The 19,215-nt window shown below is 63.6% G+C and carries 18 protein-coding genes and 1 pseudogene; 4 read left to right on the top strand and 15 right to left on the bottom strand.

Going from position 1 to position 19,215, the window contains the following annotated elements:
* Positions 1-60: 60 nt before the first annotated feature.
* Positions 61-1,605, bottom strand: coding sequence for a murein biosynthesis integral membrane protein MurJ (gene murJ, locus BVH01_RS17770; protein ID WP_075931578.1), 1,545 nt, complete (start codon positions 1,603-1,605; stop codon positions 61-63).
* A 260-nt stretch (positions 1,606-1,865) separates the two neighbouring features.
* On the opposite strand from murJ, the gene rpsT reads away from it, so the two are divergent.
* Entirely contained in the window at positions 1,866-2,141 is a 276-nt protein-coding gene (gene rpsT, locus BVH01_RS17765; protein ID WP_075931577.1) for a 30S ribosomal protein S20, read from the top strand.
* A gap of 265 nt (positions 2,142-2,406) precedes the next feature.
* Here rpsT and BVH01_RS17760 read toward each other — a convergent pair whose 3' ends face one another.
* The 5 genes from BVH01_RS17760 to rplU form a co-directional block, all read right to left on the bottom strand.
* Entirely contained in the window at positions 2,407-2,871 is a 465-nt protein-coding gene (locus tag BVH01_RS17760; protein ID WP_075931576.1) for a CreA family protein, read from the bottom strand.
* Positions 2,872-2,892: 21 nt separating this feature from the next.
* Positions 2,893-4,011, bottom strand: coding sequence for a glutamate 5-kinase (gene proB / locus BVH01_RS17755; RefSeq protein WP_075931682.1), 1,119 nt, complete (start codon positions 4,009-4,011; stop codon positions 2,893-2,895).
* A gap of 101 nt (positions 4,012-4,112) precedes the next feature.
* Positions 4,113-5,336, bottom strand: coding sequence for an Obg family GTPase CgtA (cgtA, locus tag BVH01_RS17750; protein ID WP_075931575.1), 1,224 nt, complete (start codon positions 5,334-5,336; stop codon positions 4,113-4,115).
* 213 nt (positions 5,337-5,549) lie between these two features.
* Entirely contained in the window at positions 5,550-5,807 is a 258-nt protein-coding gene (rpmA, locus tag BVH01_RS17745; RefSeq protein WP_013789841.1) for a 50S ribosomal protein L27, read from the bottom strand.
* Positions 5,808-5,845: 38 nt separating this feature from the next.
* Positions 5,846-6,157 carry a 50S ribosomal protein L21 gene (gene rplU, locus BVH01_RS17740; protein WP_013789840.1) on the bottom strand — a complete coding sequence of 104 codons (312 nt, stop codon included), beginning with the start codon at positions 6,155-6,157 and terminating at the stop codon, positions 5,846-5,848.
* Positions 6,158-6,429: 272 nt separating this feature from the next.
* On the opposite strand from rplU, the gene BVH01_RS17735 reads away from it, so the two are divergent.
* Together BVH01_RS17735 and BVH01_RS17730 are read left to right on the top strand one after the other, a co-directional pair.
* A complete protein-coding gene (locus BVH01_RS17735) occupies positions 6,430-7,398 on the top strand; it encodes a polyprenyl synthetase family protein (protein ID WP_075931681.1) in 969 nt (322 codons plus the stop codon).
* Positions 7,399-7,570: 172 nt separating this feature from the next.
* Positions 7,571-7,798: a hypothetical protein gene (locus tag BVH01_RS17730; RefSeq protein WP_070887188.1), complete on the top strand. Its 228-nt coding sequence runs from the start codon at positions 7,571-7,573 to the stop codon at positions 7,796-7,798.
* A 221-nt stretch (positions 7,799-8,019) separates the two neighbouring features.
* Here BVH01_RS17730 and BVH01_RS17725 read toward each other — a convergent pair whose 3' ends face one another.
* The 9 genes and pseudogenes from BVH01_RS17725 to BVH01_RS17690 form a co-directional block, all read right to left on the bottom strand.
* Positions 8,020-8,637, bottom strand: coding sequence for an FKBP-type peptidyl-prolyl cis-trans isomerase (locus tag BVH01_RS17725; RefSeq protein WP_075931574.1), 618 nt, complete (start codon positions 8,635-8,637; stop codon positions 8,020-8,022).
* 66 nt (positions 8,638-8,703) lie between these two features.
* The gene (locus BVH01_RS17720; RefSeq protein ID WP_075931573.1) at positions 8,704-9,009 is read right to left on the bottom strand and encodes a DUF6482 family protein; all 306 of its coding nucleotides are present in this window, start codon (positions 9,007-9,009) and stop codon (positions 8,704-8,706) included.
* A 106-nt stretch (positions 9,010-9,115) separates the two neighbouring features.
* On the bottom strand, positions 9,116-9,604 hold the full coding sequence (locus BVH01_RS17715; RefSeq protein ID WP_075931572.1) for a TIGR00645 family protein: 489 nt from the start codon (positions 9,602-9,604) through the stop codon (positions 9,116-9,118).
* 189 nt (positions 9,605-9,793) lie between these two features.
* Positions 9,794-10,135 (bottom strand): hypothetical protein, encoded by a 342-nt coding sequence (locus BVH01_RS17710; RefSeq protein ID WP_075931571.1) that lies wholly within the window; start codon positions 10,133-10,135, stop codon positions 9,794-9,796.
* A gap of 180 nt (positions 10,136-10,315) precedes the next feature.
* Positions 10,316-12,784, bottom strand: a complete 2,469-nt coding sequence (locus BVH01_RS17705) for a Lon protease family protein (RefSeq protein WP_075931570.1) — start codon at positions 12,782-12,784, stop codon at positions 10,316-10,318.
* A gap of 135 nt (positions 12,785-12,919) precedes the next feature.
* On the bottom strand, positions 12,920-14,083 hold the full coding sequence (locus BVH01_RS17700; RefSeq protein ID WP_075931569.1) for a type III PLP-dependent enzyme: 1,164 nt from the start codon (positions 14,081-14,083) through the stop codon (positions 12,920-12,922).
* A 520-nt stretch (positions 14,084-14,603) separates the two neighbouring features.
* Positions 14,604-15,326, bottom strand: coding sequence for a methyl-accepting chemotaxis protein (locus BVH01_RS25275; protein WP_371915610.1), 723 nt, complete (start codon positions 15,324-15,326; stop codon positions 14,604-14,606).
* Positions 15,327-15,458: 132 nt separating this feature from the next.
* Positions 15,459-16,526: pseudogene (locus tag BVH01_RS25270) on the bottom strand (Cache 3/Cache 2 fusion domain-containing protein); the annotation flags it as partial.
* A 240-nt stretch (positions 16,527-16,766) separates the two neighbouring features.
* Positions 16,767-17,687 carry a LysR substrate-binding domain-containing protein gene (locus tag BVH01_RS17690; protein WP_075931567.1) on the bottom strand — a complete coding sequence of 307 codons (921 nt, stop codon included), beginning with the start codon at positions 17,685-17,687 and terminating at the stop codon, positions 16,767-16,769.
* 139 nt (positions 17,688-17,826) lie between these two features.
* Between BVH01_RS17690 and BVH01_RS17685 the strand changes: the two genes are divergently transcribed.
* Positions 17,827-19,209, top strand: a complete 1,383-nt coding sequence (locus BVH01_RS17685; protein ID WP_075931566.1) for a NorM family multidrug efflux MATE transporter — start codon at positions 17,827-17,829, stop codon at positions 19,207-19,209.
* Positions 19,210-19,215 lie beyond the last annotated feature (6 nt).

Genomic DNA, 19,215 nt, shown 5'->3' with positions numbered 1-19,215 from the left:
GGCGCCGGGTAGCGGATACGGCGCTCCGTTACCGGCACTGCTCATCGACACGGCGGCGGTTCAGGCCACCGAGCGCCGGGAGAAGTCGCGCAGGCGGAAACCGAGGATGCCCAGCACCGCGAAATAGCTCAGCGCACCAGCGGCCACCAGCGCCCCCAGGCGCAGCAGACGCGCCAACATGTTGCCGTCGCTCCACGCCGGCATCAGCCAGAGCATGCCGACCAGCACCACGACCATCACCAGCAGCGCCGCCAGCAGCTTGCTGGCGAACATCCCCCAGCCTGGCTGCGGCTGGTAGAAGCCGCGAGCACGTAACTTCCAGAACAGCAGGCCGGCGTTGATGCAGGCGGCCAGCCCAATGGCCAGGGCCAGGCCGGCATGCTCCAGACGAATCACGAAGACGAACAGTACGTTCATCACCTGAGTCATCAGCAGGGTGAACATGGCGATGCGCACTGGCGTGCGAATGTCCTGGCGCGCATAGAAGGCAGGCGCCAGCACCTTGACCAGCAGCATGCCCAACAGGCCCAGCGAATAAGCCAGCAAGGCGCGCTGGGTCATGTCGGCGTCATGCGCTGTGAAGTTGCCGTACTGGAACAGCGACACCACCAGCGGCTCGGCCAGTAGCGCCAGGGCCAGGGCACAGGGCAGCGCCAGCAGGATGCACAGGCGCAGCCCCCAGTCGAGCAGCTTCGAGTAGGCGGCCGGATCCTCGGCGGCGTGGGTCTTGGCCAGCGATGGCAGCAGGATGGTGCCCAGGGCGACGCCCAGAACCCCGGACGGCAGTTCCATCAGGCGGTCGGCGTAGTACATCCACGACACGGAGCCTGCGACCAGAAAGGAGGCGAAGATGGTGTTGATGATCAGCGAGATCTGCGCCACCGACACACCGAGGATCGCTGGGCCCATCTGCCGCAGCACACGCCATACGCCGCTGTCGCGCAGGTTCAGGCGCGGCAGCACCAGGAGGCCGATCTTGCGCAGGTGCGGCAATTGATAGAGCAGCTGCAACAGGCCGCCGACCAGCACCGCCCAGCCCATGGCCATGATCGGTGGGTCGAAATACGGAGTCAGGAACAGCGCGAAGACGATCATGCTGACGTTGAGCAGGGTCGGCACGAAAGCCGGTACCGCGAAGCGGTTCCAGGTATTGAGCAGCGCGCTGGCGAAGGACGACAGGGAGATCAGCAGAATATAAGGAAAGGTCACCCGCAGCAGATCGCTGGTCAGTTCGAAGCGCTCGGGGTTGTCGCTGAAGCCCGGGGCCGAGGCCCAGACGATCCAGGGCGCGGCCAGCACGCCGAGCAGGGTCACCAGCGCCAGGATCAGCGTCAGTTGACCGGCCACGTAGGCAACGAAGGTACGCGTCGCCTCCTCGCCCTTCTGCGTCTTGTATTCCGCCAGGATCGGTACGAAGGCCTGTGAGAACGCTCCCTCGGCGAAGATGCGGCGCAGCAGGTTGGGCAGCTTGAAGGCCACCACGAAGGCATCCGAGGCGATACCCGCACCGAAGATCCGGGCCATGATGGTGTCGCGCACGAAACCCAGAACCCGCGACAACATGGTGATGGAACTGACCGCGGCCAGCGACTTGAGAAGATTCATTCGGCAGGGATGCTCAATCGGCGTTTACTGGATCGATTTCGGCGCGCGCGTCACGCGCCAGCAACAGACCGCGCCGACCCGCGAAGGTGCGACGGCGCCGGTGCGGCCGGGAGTGTAGAATCGCCGGCGCGATAAAGCATCCTTCGTGTTATCCGCCCCGCGACGACTGACGCAGTATCGACCTTGACAAGTGCCGCGCTCGCCTTCATGATTCGCGGCCTTATTTGTCAGTAACCCCATAGTTTTCGAGGAGCTTGACGGTGGCCAATACACCTTCTGCCAAAAAACGCGCAAAACAGGCTGAGAAGCGTCGTAGCCATAACGCCAGCCTGCGCTCCATGGTTCGTACCTACATCAAGAACGTAGTCAAGGCTATCGACGCCAAAGACCACGAGAAAGCACAAGCTGCTTACACCCTGGCCGTGCCTGTTATCGACCGTATGGCCGACAAGGGCATCATCCACAAGAACAAGGCCGCTCGTCACAAGAGCCGCCTGAACGGCCACGTCAAGGCACTCAGCCAAGCTGCTGCCTAAGCGTACCGCTCCATGAAAAACCGGCCTCAGGGCCGGTTTTTTATTGCTCAGAGAAAAGCGCCACCCTTTGCTCCATGCCCTTCTCCACGCGAGCACTGAGCCCCCCAGCTGACAATCCGCACCTGTGCCAGCCTCAAGAGCAACAGCAAGGCCGCACAGAGGCAGCAGAGGCAATATCAAACCAACGGAGCCGCCAACAAAAACGCGTTCCGAATTGCCCAGGCACAGCGAAGCGACCCTACTGACGAACCTAGCGGCCAGCGACTCAGTTACCCTGCGGCCAGGGCAGGATCGGGATTGCCGTCACCGCATTCTGCGGGCTGCCCTCGATGATGCGGTCGCTGTAGACGAGATAAACCAGGGTGTTGCGCTTCTGATCGAAGAAACGCACGACCTGCATGGTCTTGAACACCAGCGAGGTGCGCTCACGGAACACCTCCTCGCCATCCTTCAGGTCACCGGCAAAGCTGATCGGCCCGACCTGGCGGCAGGCGATCGAGGCTTCGGCGCGATCTTCGGCCAGGCCGAGGCCGCCCTTCACGCCACCGGTCTTGGCCCGCGACAGGTAGCAGGTCACGCCTGCCACCTTGGGATCGTCAAAGGCCTCAACGACGATCTTGTCGTTCGGCCCCAGCCACTTGAATACCGTGGAGACCTGACCGATTTCCTCGGCCAGGGCACCCATCGGCACGGCCATCAACGCCGCAGCAACCAGCAGAAGCTTACGCATCGCCACCTCCCAAAGGGCTCACTAGACCAGAATCAGATTATCGCGGTGCACCAGTTCCGGCTCATCGACGTAGCCGAGCAGGCGCTCGATCTCGTCCGACGGGCGACCGATGATCTTCTGTGCCTCCAGAGCACTGTAGTTGACCAGACCCCGGGCCACTTCCCGACCATCCGGCGCCACGCAGACCACCATTTCGCCGCGACGGAAGCTGCCCTGCACGGCCTTGACGCCGACCGGTAGCAGGCTCTTGCGGTCGGAGACCAACGCCTTGACCGCACCATCGTCCAGCACCAGAGTGCCGCGGGTCTGCAGGTGGCCGGCCAGCCATTGCTTGCGCGCCGCCAGCATGCCGCGCTCGGGCACCAGCAGGGTGCCGAGCAGTTCACCCGCCTTGAGGCGCGCCAGAACCTGATCGATGGCGCCGCCGACGATCACCGTGTGCGCGCCAGAGCGGGCCGCCAGGCGCGCCGCGCGCAGCTTGGTCTGCATACCACCGCGACCCAGGGCGCCGCCCACGCCACCCGCCACCGCATCCAGGGCCGGGTCGTCAGCGCGTGCTTCATGAATCAACTGAGCATCGGGATTGTTGCGCGGGTCGGCATCGAACATGCCGTCACGATCGGTGAGAATCACCAGCAGATCGGCCTCGACCAGATTAGCCACCAGCGCGGCCAGGGTGTCGTTGTCACCGAAACGGATACCGTCGGTCACCACTGTGTCGTTCTCGTTGATCACCGGCACCACGTCGAGCTCGACCAGGGTGCGCAGGGTGCTGCGCGCATTGAGGTAGCGCTTGCGGTCGGACAGGTCATCGTGGGTCAGCAGGATCTGCGCAGTGCGTCGACCATGCTCGCCGAAGCTCGACTCCCAGGCCTGCACCAGGCCCATCTGGCCGATCGCCGCGGCAGCCTGCAGCTCGTGGATGGCGCTCGGGCGTGCCGTCCAGCCAAGACGGCTCATCCCCGCTGCCACCGCGCCGGACGATACCAGCACCAGCTCCACGCCCTGCGCTCGCAGCGCCACCATCTGCCCGACCCACACCGCCATGGCGCCGCGATCCAGCCCCTTGCCATCGGCGGTCAGCAAGGCACTGCCGATCTTCACTACCCAGCGCTGCGCACCACTTACCTTGTCACGCATGTTTTCCAACCCCAGCCAGAAGCACATTTTCGCAAGCCATCACCGGTAGCAACGGCCAAAACCTACAAAAACGCCGCTAAAAAGCGGCGTCTGTCGTCCTATCAATCCCGGACGTAAATGATCTCCGGGCCATCCTCTTCGTCTTCCTCGTCCCAGAAGCTGTCGTCCTCGTCGACGTCGCCCACGGCCCGCACACCGGAGCGGCGCAGCGCACGCTTGTCGTCCAGCGCCTGCAACTGAGCACGCGCTTCATCTTCGATGCGCTGGTCGAGCTCGGCAAGCTCGGCGGCGTACTCGGGATTCTCCTGGATGCGCTCGGCGCGCGCTTCGAGAAAATCCATGATGTCGTAGCACAGCTGCTCGGTGCCTTCGCGCGCCAGGGCGGAGACTACGTAGACAGGGCCTTCCCACTCGAGGCGAGCGACGATCTCGGCAACGCGCTGCTCCTTCTCCTCATCGAGGATCTGGTCGGCCTTGTTGAGCACCAGCCAGCGCTCACGATCGGCCAGCGCCGGACTGAACTTGGTCAACTCGGCGACGATGGTGGCCGCGGCCTCGGCCGGATCGGTCAGATCCAGAGGCGCCATGTCGACGAGGTGCAGCAGCAAACGCGTACGCGCCAGGTGCTTGAGGAAGCGAATACCCAGCCCGGCACCCTCGGAGGCACCCTCGATCAAACCGGGAATGTCGGCGACCACGAAACTCTTGTAGCGATCGACACTGACCACCCCCAGGTTCGGCACCAGCGTGGTGAACGGGTAATCGGCGACCTTCGGCTTGGCCGCCGACACCGAGCGAATGAAGGTGCTCTTGCCCGCGTTCGGCAAACCGAGCAGACCGACGTCCGCCAATACCTTCAATTCCAGCTTGAGGTCACGCGCCTCACCCGGCTTGCCAGGCGTGGTCTGGCGCGGAGCACGGTTGGTGCTGGACTTGAAACGGGTATTGCCCAGGCCATGCCAGCCCCCCTGGGCCACCATCAGGCGCTGCCCGGCCTTGGTCAGGTCGCCGATCACTTCCTGAGTACCGGCATCGATGACCGTGGTGCCGATCGGCACCGGCAGGATCAGGTCTTCGCCCTTGGCACCGGTGCAGTCGGTGCTGCCACCCTTTTCACCATTGGGCGCCTGGAAACGGCGGGTATAGCGGTAATCCACCAGGGTATTGAGGTTGGCCATGGCCTCGATGTAGATCGAGCCACCGTCACCACCATCACCACCGTTGGGGCCGCCGTTCTCGATGAACTTCTCGCGACGGAAGCTCATCATGCCATTGCCACCATCGCCGGCCTTTACAGAAATCGATACTTCATCGACGAATTTCATGGGTACACCTCCCGCCATAATCGCGGGTCACTGAAACAGGAAACACCGGGTGCTTGCGAAATTGCCCTGAAACCACCCGCGTCAACCCAGGACAGTTTGGCAAGAACCCACACGATGCGCGCGCGGCGCCCGAATCGGACGAAGCCGAGCGCAACAGGATACAGAAACAAAAAAGCCCCGTCGCAGGACGGGGCTTTTCCAGCAACTTCGCGATTAGGCCGCGACGACGCTTACGTAACGGCGACCGAAGGCACCTTTTACTTCAAACTTGATCACGCCTTCGATCTTGGCGAACAGGGTGTGATCCTTGCCCATGCCAACGCCGTAACCAGCGTGGAACTGGGTGCCGCGCTGACGCACGATGATGTTGCCAGGAACGATTTTCTGGCCGCCATACATCTTCACGCCAAGGCGTTTGGCTTCTGAGTCGCGACCGTTGCGGGTACTACCGCCAGCTTTTTTGTGTGCCATGAGTTCAATACTCCTATAAAGGGTTCAAGCGAAATGAATCAGGCCTGAATACCGGTGATTTTGATCTCAGTGAACCACTGACGGTGGCCCTGACGCTTCATGTGGTGCTTACGACGACGGAACTTGATGATGGTGACTTTATCGTGACGACCTTGCGAAACGACTTCAGCCGATACCTTGGCGCCTTCGACGACAGGAGCGCCGATGGTGACGTCATCACCGTTGCCAACCAGCAACACGCGGTCGAAAGTCAGTGCTTCGCCAGCGGCCAGCTCCAGTTTCTCGACCTTGAGGAATTCGCCTTCGGTGACTTTGTATTGCTTGCCACCAGTAACAATTACTGCGTACATGGTAAATCTCCGTTGATCCTGCTCACCCAGCGCTTTATAGGAATAGTGTCGGCTGGCATGGCTGCTCGGGGCCGGATGGACACCCTTGCAATTGCGTAAGGCAGGGAAATACCCAGGGGGAAGTTCAGGGTGCGCGATTGTACGCAAGCCACCGGGACAGCGCAAGCGCCGCCTGCCATCGCCTTGACAGCCCCCACCCTGCCCCCTAGCATGCCGCGCAAACTATGGCCTATTAAAGCCGATAGTGCCGGTCCAAGGAGCTTATGTCGCTGATGCAACCCCAGACTTTCTACAGTGTGGTAGCGGATGATTTCGCCGCTGTTGACGGCATTATCCGTCAGCAAGTGGTATCCCGCGTCCCGCTGGTCGAGAAGATCGGCGACTACATCATCTCCGCTGGCGGCAAGCGCCTGCGCCCATTGCTGGTGCTGCTCAGTGGCAAGGCCCTGGGCCTGAACGACGAGCGTCTGCGCCTGCTGGCCGCCACCATCGAATTCCTGCACACCGCCACCCTGCTACACGACGACGTGGTCGACATGTCCGACATGCGCCGTGGCCGCAGCACCGCCAACGCACAGTGGGGCAACGCGCCCAGCGTGCTGGTCGGCGACTTCCTCTATTCGCGCTCGTTCGAGATGATGGTCGAGCTCGGTTCGATGCCGGTAATGAAGATCCTTTCCAAGGCCACCCGGGTGATTGCCGAGGGCGAGGTGCTGCAGCTGTCGAAGATCCGCGACGCCAGCACCACGGAAGAAACTTACATGGAAGTCATCCGCGGCAAGACCGCCATGCTCTTCGAGGCGTCGACACAGAGCGCCGCCGCCCTGGCCGAAGCGAGCTCCGAGCAGAACGAGGCGCTGCGCCTGTTCGGTGACCATCTTGGTGTTGCCTTCCAACTGGTCGATGACCTGCTCGACTACAAGGGTGATGCCGCCACGCTGGGCAAGAACGTCGGCGACGACCTGGCCGAGGGCAAGCCGACCCTGCCGCTGATCTACACCATGCGTGAAGGCAGCGCCGAGCAAGCCGCTCTGGTACGCAAGGCAATTCAGAAAGGTGGCCTGGAAGACCTGGAAAGCATCCGCGAAGCCGTGCAGGCCGCAGGCGCCCTGGATTACACCGCCAACCTGGCACGCGAATACGCTGAACGCGCCATTGCCTGCCTGGAGGTGCTGCCTGCCAGCGCCTACCGCGACGCCCTGGTCGAGCTGAGCCACTTCGCCGTGGCGCGCACGCACTGATTCAGCGGAAACCGCATGACCCGAAGCCCGTCCCTGCGACGGGCTTTTTCATGCTCGTCATCTTCCAAACCAGGCGTAACGGCAACCGTTCGACGAAAGGCGCGATTAACACTTGCTATTAGCGTAATAAGAACTATTCTCATATCTACCAATCATTCAGGGAGATGCGAGCATGACTTATCTAATAGACGCCTGGCTGGACCGCCCTCATCCCTACCTGCGCATCCTGCACCGCGAGACCGGCGAGGTCTGCGCCGTACTCGAAGAAGAGGCGCTGGATGAATTGCGTAAGCAGGGTGACCTGGATCTGCACGAACTGAGCTCGAGCGAGCCGCTGATCCTCAAGGAACTGGTGCGCAGCCTGTTCCTGTATTGCTATGCCCGGGCCTTGCGCCCGTGACACTTATCCGAAGGCTCGCGAGCTAGAGCCCTGCCAGGCCTAGGCGGCCCCGCAAAAATAGGCGAAGAAGCGGTCGGGGTCGCAACCGACTGTACTTTCGTACATGAGCATTACTCGCTCCGCTCGCCCTTCGGGCCGCGCTGAAGCGCGTTAGCCGCAAGCGGCTTTCCTCATCTATTTTTAACGCCGCAGGGCCGACGCGCAGCAGCCTTCGCAGGTGCTTACAGGATGTCGAGCAGCTCGACATCGAACACCAGCACGCTGTGCGGCGGGATGCTGCCAACGCCCTGGGCGCCATAGGCCAGCTCGCTCGGCACGTACAGGCGCCATTTGCTGCCGGTACCCATCAGTTGCAGGGCCTCGGTCCAACCGGCGATCACGCCACCTACCGGGAATTCGGCCGGCTGGCCGCGCTCGTAGGAGCTGTCGAACACGCTGCCGTCGATCAAGGTGCCGTGGTAGTGAGTACGCACACTGTCGTCGCGCGATGGCTTGGCGCCCTCGCCCGCGGTCAGCACTTCGTACTGCAGGCCTGAAGCCAGCACGGTGACGCCGTCACGCTTGGCGTTCTCGGCCAGGAAGGCCAGGCCCGCACCGGCAGCCGCGTCGGCCTTGGCCTTGGCTTCGGCCTGCATGACATCGCGGATGACCTTGAAACTGGCCGACAGCTCGGCTTCGCTGACGCGACTCTGCTGGCCGGCGAACGCATCGGCCAGGCCAGCCAGAACGGAATCCAGGCTCACGCCCGGTGGCGGGTTGTCACGCAGCTGGCCACCCAGTTGACGGCCAATGCCGTAGCTGACGCGTGCTTCGTCAGTGGAAAGATCGAGTTCGGACATGTCGCCGCTCCGCTAGCAGGAAAAAAGGCCGGCTAGCCTATCACGGTTCCAGTCGCCGCCCGTGCCTTACCAGCGGCTGCGCAGGCCGACCGGTACACGCAGGGCGTCGCGGGTGCCGCTCGGCAAGCCGCACATCTCGTCGTAGGCCGAGGCATGCACCAGAAACAGCGGCACGTCCGGCAGCTCCTCGAGCAGGTCGCGAGCATGTTCCACCGAGCGCAGGTGCAGGTTGCGCCCCGCGTCGTCGCGCAGGTAGGCGCGCTGCTCGGCGCCGAGAATCTGCAACAGGTAGATGCCGCCTTCCAGGGAAATCAGTTCGAGCTCGCTAACCGCACCATCGCGAGCCGCTCGCAGCAATTCGGGCAGGGTCATGGCATGTCCTCGCAGGCAAGAGGCACCACTATACGATTGTCGCCGCGCAGATAACAAAACGCCCGGCGCTTTTCAGGGAAGGCCGGGCGTTGGGCAGGCAACGGGATCAGTGCTTGGTCAGCTTGTCCAGGTAACCCATGGCGAAAGCCGAGATCACGAAGGTCATGTGGATGATCACGTACCACTTCAGGTGCTCGGGATCATGGTTACGGGCATCCATGAACACCCGCAGCAGGTGGATCGAGGAAATCGCCACGATGGAAGCCGCTACCTTCATCTTCAGCGAGCTGGAATCCATCTTGCCGAGCCAGGCGAGCTTTTCCTTGTTGTCGTCGATATCCAGCTGCGAAACGAAGTTCTCGTAACCGGACATCATCACCATCACCAGCAGGCCACCGACCAGCGCCATGTCGACCAACGACAGCAGCACCAGGATCAGGTCCGCCTCGGCCATGGAGAAAATATTGGGCAGGATGTGGAAGATTTCCTGGAAGAACTTCAGGGCCAGCGCCAGCAGGCCCAGCGACAGACCGAAATAGATGGGGGCCAGCAGCCAGCGCGATGCGTACATCGCGTTCTCGATAAAGCGTTCCATGGACTCTCACAGGTAATGAACAGGCGAGCGAGTATACCCAGCGTCCGACCGCAGGCAAGCAGGCGGGTTCGCCGACGACAGCGCTAAAGCAGGCTGAATGCGGTAGCTGGGCGACTGTGGATAAGATCTGCGGCCCGGCGTCGCAGGCTGACCGATGAGTCGCGCCGCGAACGCATCGAAACGGCCCGCTCAACTATCGGGCAGCGACAGGGATACGCCGCGAGAAGCGCTGCGCGCGTTGTTCAAACGGCGTAATTGCGCTTGGGCATGCAGGCGCCAGATCATGGGCTCGTGGCAGGTGCAGTAACCCTGGACGGCCAGGCTTTCGGCGATGTCGTCGATCAGCTGTTCGACCACCAGAGGCCCGTGGAATGGGCCTTGCGCCTTGACGGTGGAGGGTTGCCGGGCAGACAGGCCGGCAACGCAGATCAGCGTCCAAAGTCCTTGCTCCCCCGCCAGGGGCAGCACCGTGCATTCGATGCGCGTGATCACACCGAGACAATCACGGGTCAGGCAGAGGCTACGCGACATGGCGGCGATCCTCGCAGAGACAGACCTGCAGCCTACACCCGAAGCGCCTGCCGGCAAAGGCAGGTTTATACACAGAAGCTGTGGATAACCTTGTGCATGACAGGTGCGCAAGCACCTGCATGCTGCCGGCCAAAGGGTAGCAGGCGAGCCGATCAGCGATTGATCAGCTCGCCAACCACCCTATTCCGCCGCAGGCTTTTTCGCCCGCGGCTTCTTGGGCTTTTCCGGCAGCGCCGCGGTGAGCGCTTCCTTGGCCTGTTCGGGCTTTTCTTCCTCGCCCATGCCGATCTCGGCAATCTCGCGCAGGCGCTCGACCACGCGCGCGTTCACGCTGCCCTTGGGGAAGTGGCCCTTGTCGTCTGGCGTGCCGGCATCCTTACCGACCAGCAGGCTCAGCGCCTCATCCACATGGCGCACGGCATAGATATGGAACTGCCCGGCGCGCACGGCCTGCAGCACACGCTCGTCGAGCATCAGGGTGGACACGTTGGAGTGCGGGATGATCGCCCCCTGCTCGCCGGTCAACCCGCGGGCTTCGCAGAGGCGGAAGAAGCCTTCGATCTTCTCGTTGACGCCACCGACTGCCTGCACCTCACCGAACTGATTGATCGACCCGGTGATGGCGAAGCACTGCTTGAGCGGCGTACGCGACAGCGCCGAGATCAGCGTACAGACCTCGCCGAGCGAGGCGCTGTCGCCATCGACGTAGCCGTAGGATTGCTCCAGGGCAATGCTCGCCGAGATTTCCAGGGGGAATTCCTGGGCGTAGCGGCTGCCGAGAAAACCGGTAAGGATCATCACGCCCTTGGAGTGGATCGGCTGGCCGAGGTTGACTTCGCGCTCGATGTCGACGATGCCCGAGCCGCCCGGATAAACGGTAGCGGAGATGCGCGCCGGCACGCCGAACGCCGAGTCGCCCACTTCCAGCACGGTCAGGCCGTTGCACTTGCCGATGGCCGCGCCGACGGTGTCGATGAGGATGATGCCGGCGAGCATGTCGTCGATGATCCGCGCCGAGACGCGCCCGGTGCGAGTGGCCTTGGCCTTGAGCGCACGCTCGATGTGATCGGCGTCGGTCACCGCCTCGCCGGCCAGGTTGCGGATGAAGTCCGCCTCGCTGACCAGCTGGAACAGGTCGCCGATGCGTGCCGACAGCCGCCCCTGGTGTTCGGCCAGGCGCGCACTGTAGGTGGCCAGACGCGCGACCGCGGCAGCGGTGAGCGGTGCCATGCCTTCCTCGGTGGTGCGGGTTTTCATCAGTTGGGCGAACTGCTCCAGACTGTCGTCGGCCAGCGGGATGTCTTCGTCGAAGTCGACCAGCACCCGGAACATCTCCTGGAAGTCCGGATCGGCGTCCTGCAACGCGTAATACAGCTGGCGCGAACCGATGATCACCACCTTGAGTTGCAGCGGCACGGTTTCCGGGTTCAGGGTCACGGTGGCGATGCGGCCCAGGTCGGCCAGAGGCGACTCCATCTTCAGCTTGCGCGACTGCAGGGCGCGCTTGAGCGCCTCCCAGACGAACGGCTCGCTGAGGAATTTCTCCGCCTCGAGGATCAGGAAACCGCCGTTGGCGCGATGCAGCGCACCGGGGCGCAGTTGGCGATAACTGGTATAGAGCGCGCCCTGGTCGGTGTTGTACTCGATGCGGCCGAACAGGTTGTCGTAGGTCGGGTGCGGCTCGAACACCACCGGCGCGCCGCCATCGACATGGTGGCCGACGATCAGGCTCGGGCAGTACAGCTCTTCGAGCAGCTTGCGGGTCTGGGCGTCGGGCTTTTCCACCTCGATCAGCAGGTCGATCACGCTTTTCAGCAGATCCACCTGCATGGCCTGCAGGTAGGCACACACACCGGCGTTCTCGGCGTACTTCTCCGACAGCGGCGCCAACAGCGGCTGCAGCGCGACGGTGATGGTTTCCTCGTTGAGCTGACGCAACTGGTTGCTGGACTCGCGCTTCCACTGCGGCAGGCTGGCCAGCTCCTCGTTGAGGCGCTCCTCCAGCGCGGCGATATCGGCGTGGAAGCGCTCGCGGTCGGTTTCCGGCAGCTGGGCGAACTCGGCCTCGTCCAGCGCCTTGCCGTCGAGCATCGGCGTGAAGGCGATGTTGGTGCTGTCGCGGTACAGGGCGATGCCGCGCTCCAGGGACAGGCGCTCGATGACATCCAGAGCCTGGTCGTAGCGCTTGTTGAAGGCGCGGTCGATGGCGCTCTTCTTCTGCTGGAAGGACGGATGCTCGAACACCGCCGGGAAAGTCGCCAGCAGGTTGTCGATCAGCGCGTTGATGTCGGCGATGAACTCGCCCGCCGTGCCGGGCGCCAGCTCCACGGCTCGCGGCTCGCGGGGCTCGTCGAAGTGATTGACGTAGACCCGATCCGGCGGCGTCTCCAGGCGCTTGCCCTCGGCCTGCAGGTAACGTTTGACGAACGAGAAGCGGCCGGTGCCCGGCTCGCCCATGACGAACACGTTGTACCCGGGGCGCGGCATCGCCACGCCGAACTGCAGCGCCTGCACGGCGCGTTCCTGGCCGAGTACACCGCGAAAGGGCTCCAGGTCATCGGTGGTGGTGAAGGCGAACTGCGTGGGCGAGAAGGGACGGGTGAGTGCATCGGGCGCCAGGCGCAGGCCGGCTGCAACGGGATCGGGCATCGGGGATCCTTAAATACCTCGGAGAAGTGTCTGCATTCTCGCGCTGCCCACTTCCCGCTGGCAAGGCACCAATGCCGACTGGCGCAGAAAGCAAAACGCCCGCAACGGATGCGGGCGCTTGGCGATGCAGCAGGCTTACAGGTAGAAGGCTTTCAGCGGCGGGAAGCCATTGAATTCCACGGCGCTGTAGCTGGTGGTGTAAGCACCGGTGGAGAACCAGTACAGGCGGTCGCCGCTGGCCAGGTTCAGGGGCAGGCCGTACTTGTAGTGCTCGTACATGATGTCGGCGCTGTCGCAGGTGGGACCTGCGATCACCACTTCTTCCATCTCGCCCTTCTTCTCGGTCCAGATCGGGAACTTGATGGACTCGTCCATGGTTTCGATCAGGCCGCTGAACTTGCCCACGTCGGTGTACACCCAGCGCTCGACGGCGGTGCGCGACTTGCGCGCCACCAGCACCACTTCACTGACCAGCACGCCGGCGTTGGCGATCAGCGAACGGCCAGGCTCGAGGATGATTTCCGGCAGCTGGTCGCCGAAGTCTTCCTTGAGGAAACGGATGATTTCCTCGGCGTAGGTTTCCAGGCTGTTGGTGCGGGTGATGTAGTTGGCCGGGAAGCCGCCGCCCATGTTGATCATCTGCAGCTCGATGCCGTCTTCTTCCTTGAGACGCTCGAAGATCACCTTGACCTTGGCGATGGCCGCATCCCATACGTCGATGTCACGCTGCTGCGAACCGACGTGGAAGGAAATGCCGTAGGGCACCAGGCCCAGTTGCTTGGCGAGGATCAGCAGATCCAGGGCCATGTCCGGCTGGCAGCCGAACTTGCGGCTCAGTGGCCAGTCGGCCGAGGTCGAGCCCTCGGTGAGGATGCGCACGTAGATCTTCGAGCCCGGCGCCGCCTTGGCGATGTTGCGCAGGTCGGCTTCGGAATCGGTGGCGAACAGGCGCACGCCTTTTTCATAGAAGTAGCGAACGTCGCGGGCTTTCTTGATGGTGTTGCCGTAGCTGATGCGCTCCGGGCCGACACCGGCGGACAGCACCTTGTCGAGCTCGTAGATCGAGGCGATGTCGAAGCTCGAGCCCTTGTCGCGCAGCAGCTCGATGATCTCGATCGCCGGGTTGGCCTTGACGGCGTAGTACACCTTGGCGAATTCGAAACCGGCGCGCAGGTCGTCGTAGGCCTGGCTGATGATCGCGGTGTCGATCACCACGAACGGGGTTTCCTGCTGGTCGGCGAAGGCCTTCATTTTGTTGAAGGTTTCGCGTGGGTAGTAGTCTTCGACCTTGATCGACATGCGGGTCTCCAAATGGCTAAACCATGAACACTAGGATTCGGGCAGTTGAACCGGGCACAGGTTCAACGTCGGGGGCGACCAATTCTGCAATCGGCCGGAAAGCCTGCTGCCAGGCCAGGAACGTCTGATCAGTTTCCCCACTTTGGTTCGCCTACTTCCCAAGGCATGTCGCCGAGAATTGCATGGCCTGAAACAGGCCGGACAACCTCTCGTCGTCAGTACTTGAGCCGAATGGATCGTTGCCAGCATGGACGTTCGGGCGCGGACTTTAAGACCATGACTCGTTCAGATCAATCAAAAATTGCCCGTGACGGAAACTGATTTTCCAGGCGTTTCGGATTCCACACGAATCGCGGCGAAATGCTGCACAGCCGCGGGCTGCACGAGCACTCACCACACCGGGGCGACAGCTTGGCACCGAGGCTTTTCAGGATGATGACTTCAAGCGTAGACGAGCCCCGGAATCGGGGCTCGCAAGGCGGCTGGCGCCAGTAGGCAGCGCAAGCCGTAGAGGGCGGGCTTAGCGGAAGCGCTCGACTTCGCGGTGCAGGTCGGTGGCCAGGGTTTCCAGCTCCTTGGAGGTGTGCGCCAGGTTGGCGATCACTTCACGCTGCTCACCGTTGGCCAGGGCAATGCTCTGCAGGTTGCTACTCAGCACCGTGGCGGTGCTGCTCTGCTCGCTGGTAGCGGTAGTGATGGCGGCGAACTGCTCGCCAGCGGCGCTGGTCTGCTCGGCGATGTGGGTCAACGCCGCTGCGACCTTGGCGTTGAGCTCCAGGCCGTTCTGCATCAGCTGGCGGCCCTGCTCCATGGTGCTGATCGCGCTGCTGGTCTCACCCTGGATGCTGCCGATCATGCTGGAGATCTCCGTGGTCGCCTCACGGGTGCGACCGGCCAGGCTGCGGACTTCATCGGCAACCACGGCGAAGCCGCGACCCTGCTCTCCGGCACGTGCTGCTTCGATGGCCGCGTTGAGCGCCAGCAGGTTGGTCTGGTCGGCGATCGAGGTGATGACGCTGAGAATCCCGCCGATTTCCTGGGAACGCTGCCCCAGGCTGTCGATGACCTTGGCCGCACTGTTCAGCGAGGTGGAGATTTGCTCCAGCGCGTTGGACGCCTCTTCCATCGAGGTGCGGCCGATGCGCGTCTGGCTGGCGTTCTCGCTGGCCATGCGCTCGGTGCTGCGCATGTTGTCGGCGATGTTCAGCGAAGTGGCGCTGAACTCTTCCACCGCACCAGCCATGCTGCTGATCTCGCCGGACTGCTGCTCGATGCCTTCATAGGCACCACGGGACAGGCCGGACAGCGCCTCGGCGCGCTGGCTGACGTTGCCGGCGGCGCTGCGAATGCGCGCGACCATGGTCGACAGCGCCTCGCTCATCTGGTTGAAGCTGCGCGACAGCTCGCCGATCTCGTCGTGGCTGCTGACCTGCAGCCGCACGCTCAGGTCGCCGGCGCCCAGGGCCTGGGCCTGACGTACCAGATCGCCGAGCGGGCGCAGCTTGCGACGCAGCAGCCAGATCACCGCCAGCACGGCCAGCACCAGGGTCACCAGGCTGCCGATCGCCAACTGGCTGCCGACGCGCCAGGTTACGGCCTGAATCTCTTCTTCCGGCATGCTCGCCACCACGGTCCACGGCCCGCCAGCGAACGGCACGGCGACGCTGTAGAACTCCTGGGCGCCGTCGCTCCAGAAACCGCCCTTGCCCGGAGTGCCGAGCACCTTGGTCATGTTGCTGGTCAGTTGCTCGGGACGTTGCGCGCCATAGGGCGCCACCAGCCAATTGTTCTGGTCGTCGAGCAGGGCCAGGGAACCGGTGCTGCCGATACGGAAGCGCTCCAGATTGGCGAACTGGGCGTTCTGCGCATCGGTGTAGTCGAAGCCGACGAACAGCACGGCGATGACCCGCCCGGCGCTGTCGCGTACCGGCGTGTACTGGGTCATGTAAAAACGCTCGAACAGCAGCGCGCGGCCCACATAGCTTTCGCCGGCCAGCAGGCGTGCATAAGCCGGGTGCTTGCGATCGAGTACGGTGCCGATCGCCCGGCCGCCGTCCTGCTTGGTCAGCGAGGTGGTAACGCGCACGAAATCTTCGCCATCACGCACGAAGATGGTCGCCACACCGGCAGTCAGGCGGCGAAATTCATCGACTTCGCTGAAATCGTTGTTCAGTTGAGTGCTGCCCAGGTACAGGGCCGGCGCCTGCAGGGCACCGACGGTCACTCGCTCGTCCGGGCTGACGCGCAGGCCGCTGCTGAAGCGGCGCTCGAACAGGCCGGCCAGACGCTGGGTGCTTTCACGCAGGCTTTCGTGGAAGGTACTCAGCTGATCGGCCAGCAGGCGTGCTTCGCTGCCCAGGTGCTCTTCGCGCGTCACCAGGTTGGCGCTGCTCAGCGAGCGCAGGGCGAATACGGTACTCACACTGATCAGCAGCACCAGCATGGCGGCGAGGGCCGTCGCCAGTTGCCAGGCGATACGGGAACGAGGTTGGTTCATGAAACATCTCCGAGCTCCATCGTCCCTGTATGGAGTAATTGAATAAATAATGATCAGCCTGTACGTCGGCGAGCGCGGAGAATACTTGAGAGTTTTAGTGCGTCAATGGCCATCGTGACGCTATCACCCCATTTTTTACGTGGCGTGATGAAAAACGCCTCGTAGGTGCAAGTTTTCAACGAATTTCTAGCGGCGCAGCTCGACCTCGGGCAATTGCATGGCTGCGACTTCCGCGAGCAGAAACTCGGCCAACCGCTCGAAACGCTCCTGGCCGCGGCGCGACCGGGGCCACACCAGGTAATAGCTTTCGCCGCTGGAGACGGCGGTCGGCCAGGGCAGCGCCAGACGGCCCAGCAGCACATCCTCGGCGACCATCGCCAAGTCGCCGATCGACACGCCGTAACCCCGGGCGGCAGCGACAATGCCCAGTTCCAGGGTGTCGAACACCTGGCCGCCCTTGAGTGACACCTGATCGGTCAGGCCCATGGCCTGCAGCCAGCGGCGCCAGTCGCGACGGTCAGGCGTGGGGTGCACCAGCTCGGCCTGCTGCAGCCGGCCGACGTCCCAGGACCGTTCGCCCAGAGCGCCGGGTGCGCACACCGGAATCAGCCATTCCTCGAACAGCCGCACGCTGTGCCATTCACTGCTGAAATTACCGGCACCGAGCAACACCGCGCAGTCGAAGGGCTCATGCAGGAAGTCCACGCGGTCGAGATCCATCCAGGCGCTGGTAAGCTGCACCTCGAGATCGGCCTGCCGGGCGCGAAACAGCGAAAGCCGCGCCAGCAGCCAGCGCATGGTCAGGGTCGAGGGCGCCTTGAGGCGCAGGGTGCCCTCCTCCACACGCAAATGCGCACAGGCCCGCTCAAGGGACTCGAAGCCCTCGCGTACGCCTGGCAGTAACAGGCTCGCCGGCTCGGTCAGGTGCAGCGCCCGGCCGCGGCGCTCGAACAGTCGGCAGGCGAAGTGTTCTTCAAGGGTGCGGATGTGCCGGCTGACGGCGCTCTGGGTAATCGCCAGCTCATCGGCGGCACGGGTAAAGGACAGGTGACGCGCTGCGGCCTCGAAGGCGCGCAGGGCATACAACGGTGGCAGGTGCCGGCTCACCGCACTAACCCATGAGTTTTAATCATGCCTGGCATCGCTATTTTCCTTTTGTGGACTTGTGCTGCAAACCGGAGAATAGCTGGCATTGCCCTTCTCCCGACAGCTCGGGAGTGCTTACCCAGCCGAAGTTTTACTCATCATGAAAAGTCCCCTTGGTCACGAGCTTGGCGCCTTGCTGCGCCTGGCCGGCCCGCTGGTCTCCGCGCAGCTGGCCCATGCGCTGATGATTTTCACCGACACGCTGATGATGGCCATGCTCGGCCCGGGGCAGTTGGCCGGCGGCGCGCTGGGCGCGACCTGTTACTTCATCTTCTCGATCTTTTGCACAGGCGTGATCGCGGCGGTCGGCAGCCTGGCCGCCATCCGCCATGGTGCCGGCGATGTGAACGGCGTGACCCGCCTCATCCGCAACGGCCTGTGGCTGGCCATGCTGCTCGGCGTCGTCAGCGCGTTGTGCCTCAATGCCCTGGGCCCGCTGTTGCCGCACTTGGGTCAGGACCCGGCTGCAGCCAGCGAGGCCATGACGTTCCTACGCCCGCTGTCGCTGGGCCTGCCCGCCTACCTCTGCTTCATGGCTCTGCGCGGTTTCACCAGCGCCATTGGCCATCCCGGCCCGGTGATGACCATCAGCATCGTCGGCACCCTTGCCAACTTCGTCATCAACTACGCGCTGATCAAGGGCTGGCTGGGCGTGGACCTGGGCCTGAGCGGTATCGGCCTGACCACAGCGCTGGTCAGCAGCGCCATGGCGTTGGCACTGGGGCTGTACATCCTGATCTCGCCGACCTACCAGCGCTACCGGTTGCGCGGTGGGCTGGGTCGCCCGCAACGCGCCGAAATTCGTGATCTGCTGCGCCTCGGCCTGCCGATTGGCGGCACCTACGCCGCCGAGCAGGGGCTGTTCACCTTCGCCACGCTGTGCATGGGTGCGCTGGGCAGCGTGCAACTGGCGGCGCACCAGATCGCCATGCAGTCGGTCGCCCTGGCGTTCATCGTGCCCCATGGCCTGTCCTACGCGGTGACCTTCCGCGTCGGCATGCATTACGGCGCGGGCCGCCTGCATCTGTCGCGCCTGGCCGGCCACCTGGGCATGGGCATGGGCGCCGTGCTGATGCTGATGTTCGCCCTGGCGTTCTGGCTGCTGCCGGAGTGGATCATCAGCCTGTTCCTCGACCGCCACGATCCGGCGTTCGCCAGTATCGTCACCCTGGCGGTGAGCCTGCTGGCGATCGCCGCATGGTTCGAGCTGTTCGATGGCCTGCAGAGCATCGCCATGGGCGCGATTCGCGGCCTCAACGACGGCCGTCTGACCCTGGTGATCGGCCTGACCGGCTATTGGTGCATCGGCGCGCCGCTGGCTTGGCTGCTTGCCTTCCCGCTCGGCTGGGGCGCCCATGGCGTCTGGTGGGGCTTGGCCGCCGGCCTGGCGGTAACGGCAACCGGCCTGGTAGTGGGTTTTCGCTGGAAGACCACTCGCCTGCAGCGGGTGCAAGGTGCCGGCGCAGCGCCCTGCCTGTCCTAGGCCAGC

Origin of the sequence: Pseudomonas sp. PA1(2017) (genome assembly GCF_001945375.1) — a bacterium.
In the GTDB taxonomy this organism is placed as follows: Bacteria; Pseudomonadota; Gammaproteobacteria; order Pseudomonadales; family Pseudomonadaceae; genus Aquipseudomonas.
Note: the sequence above shows the minus strand (reverse complement) of the source record. Positions and strands in the feature narration are given on the sequence as shown.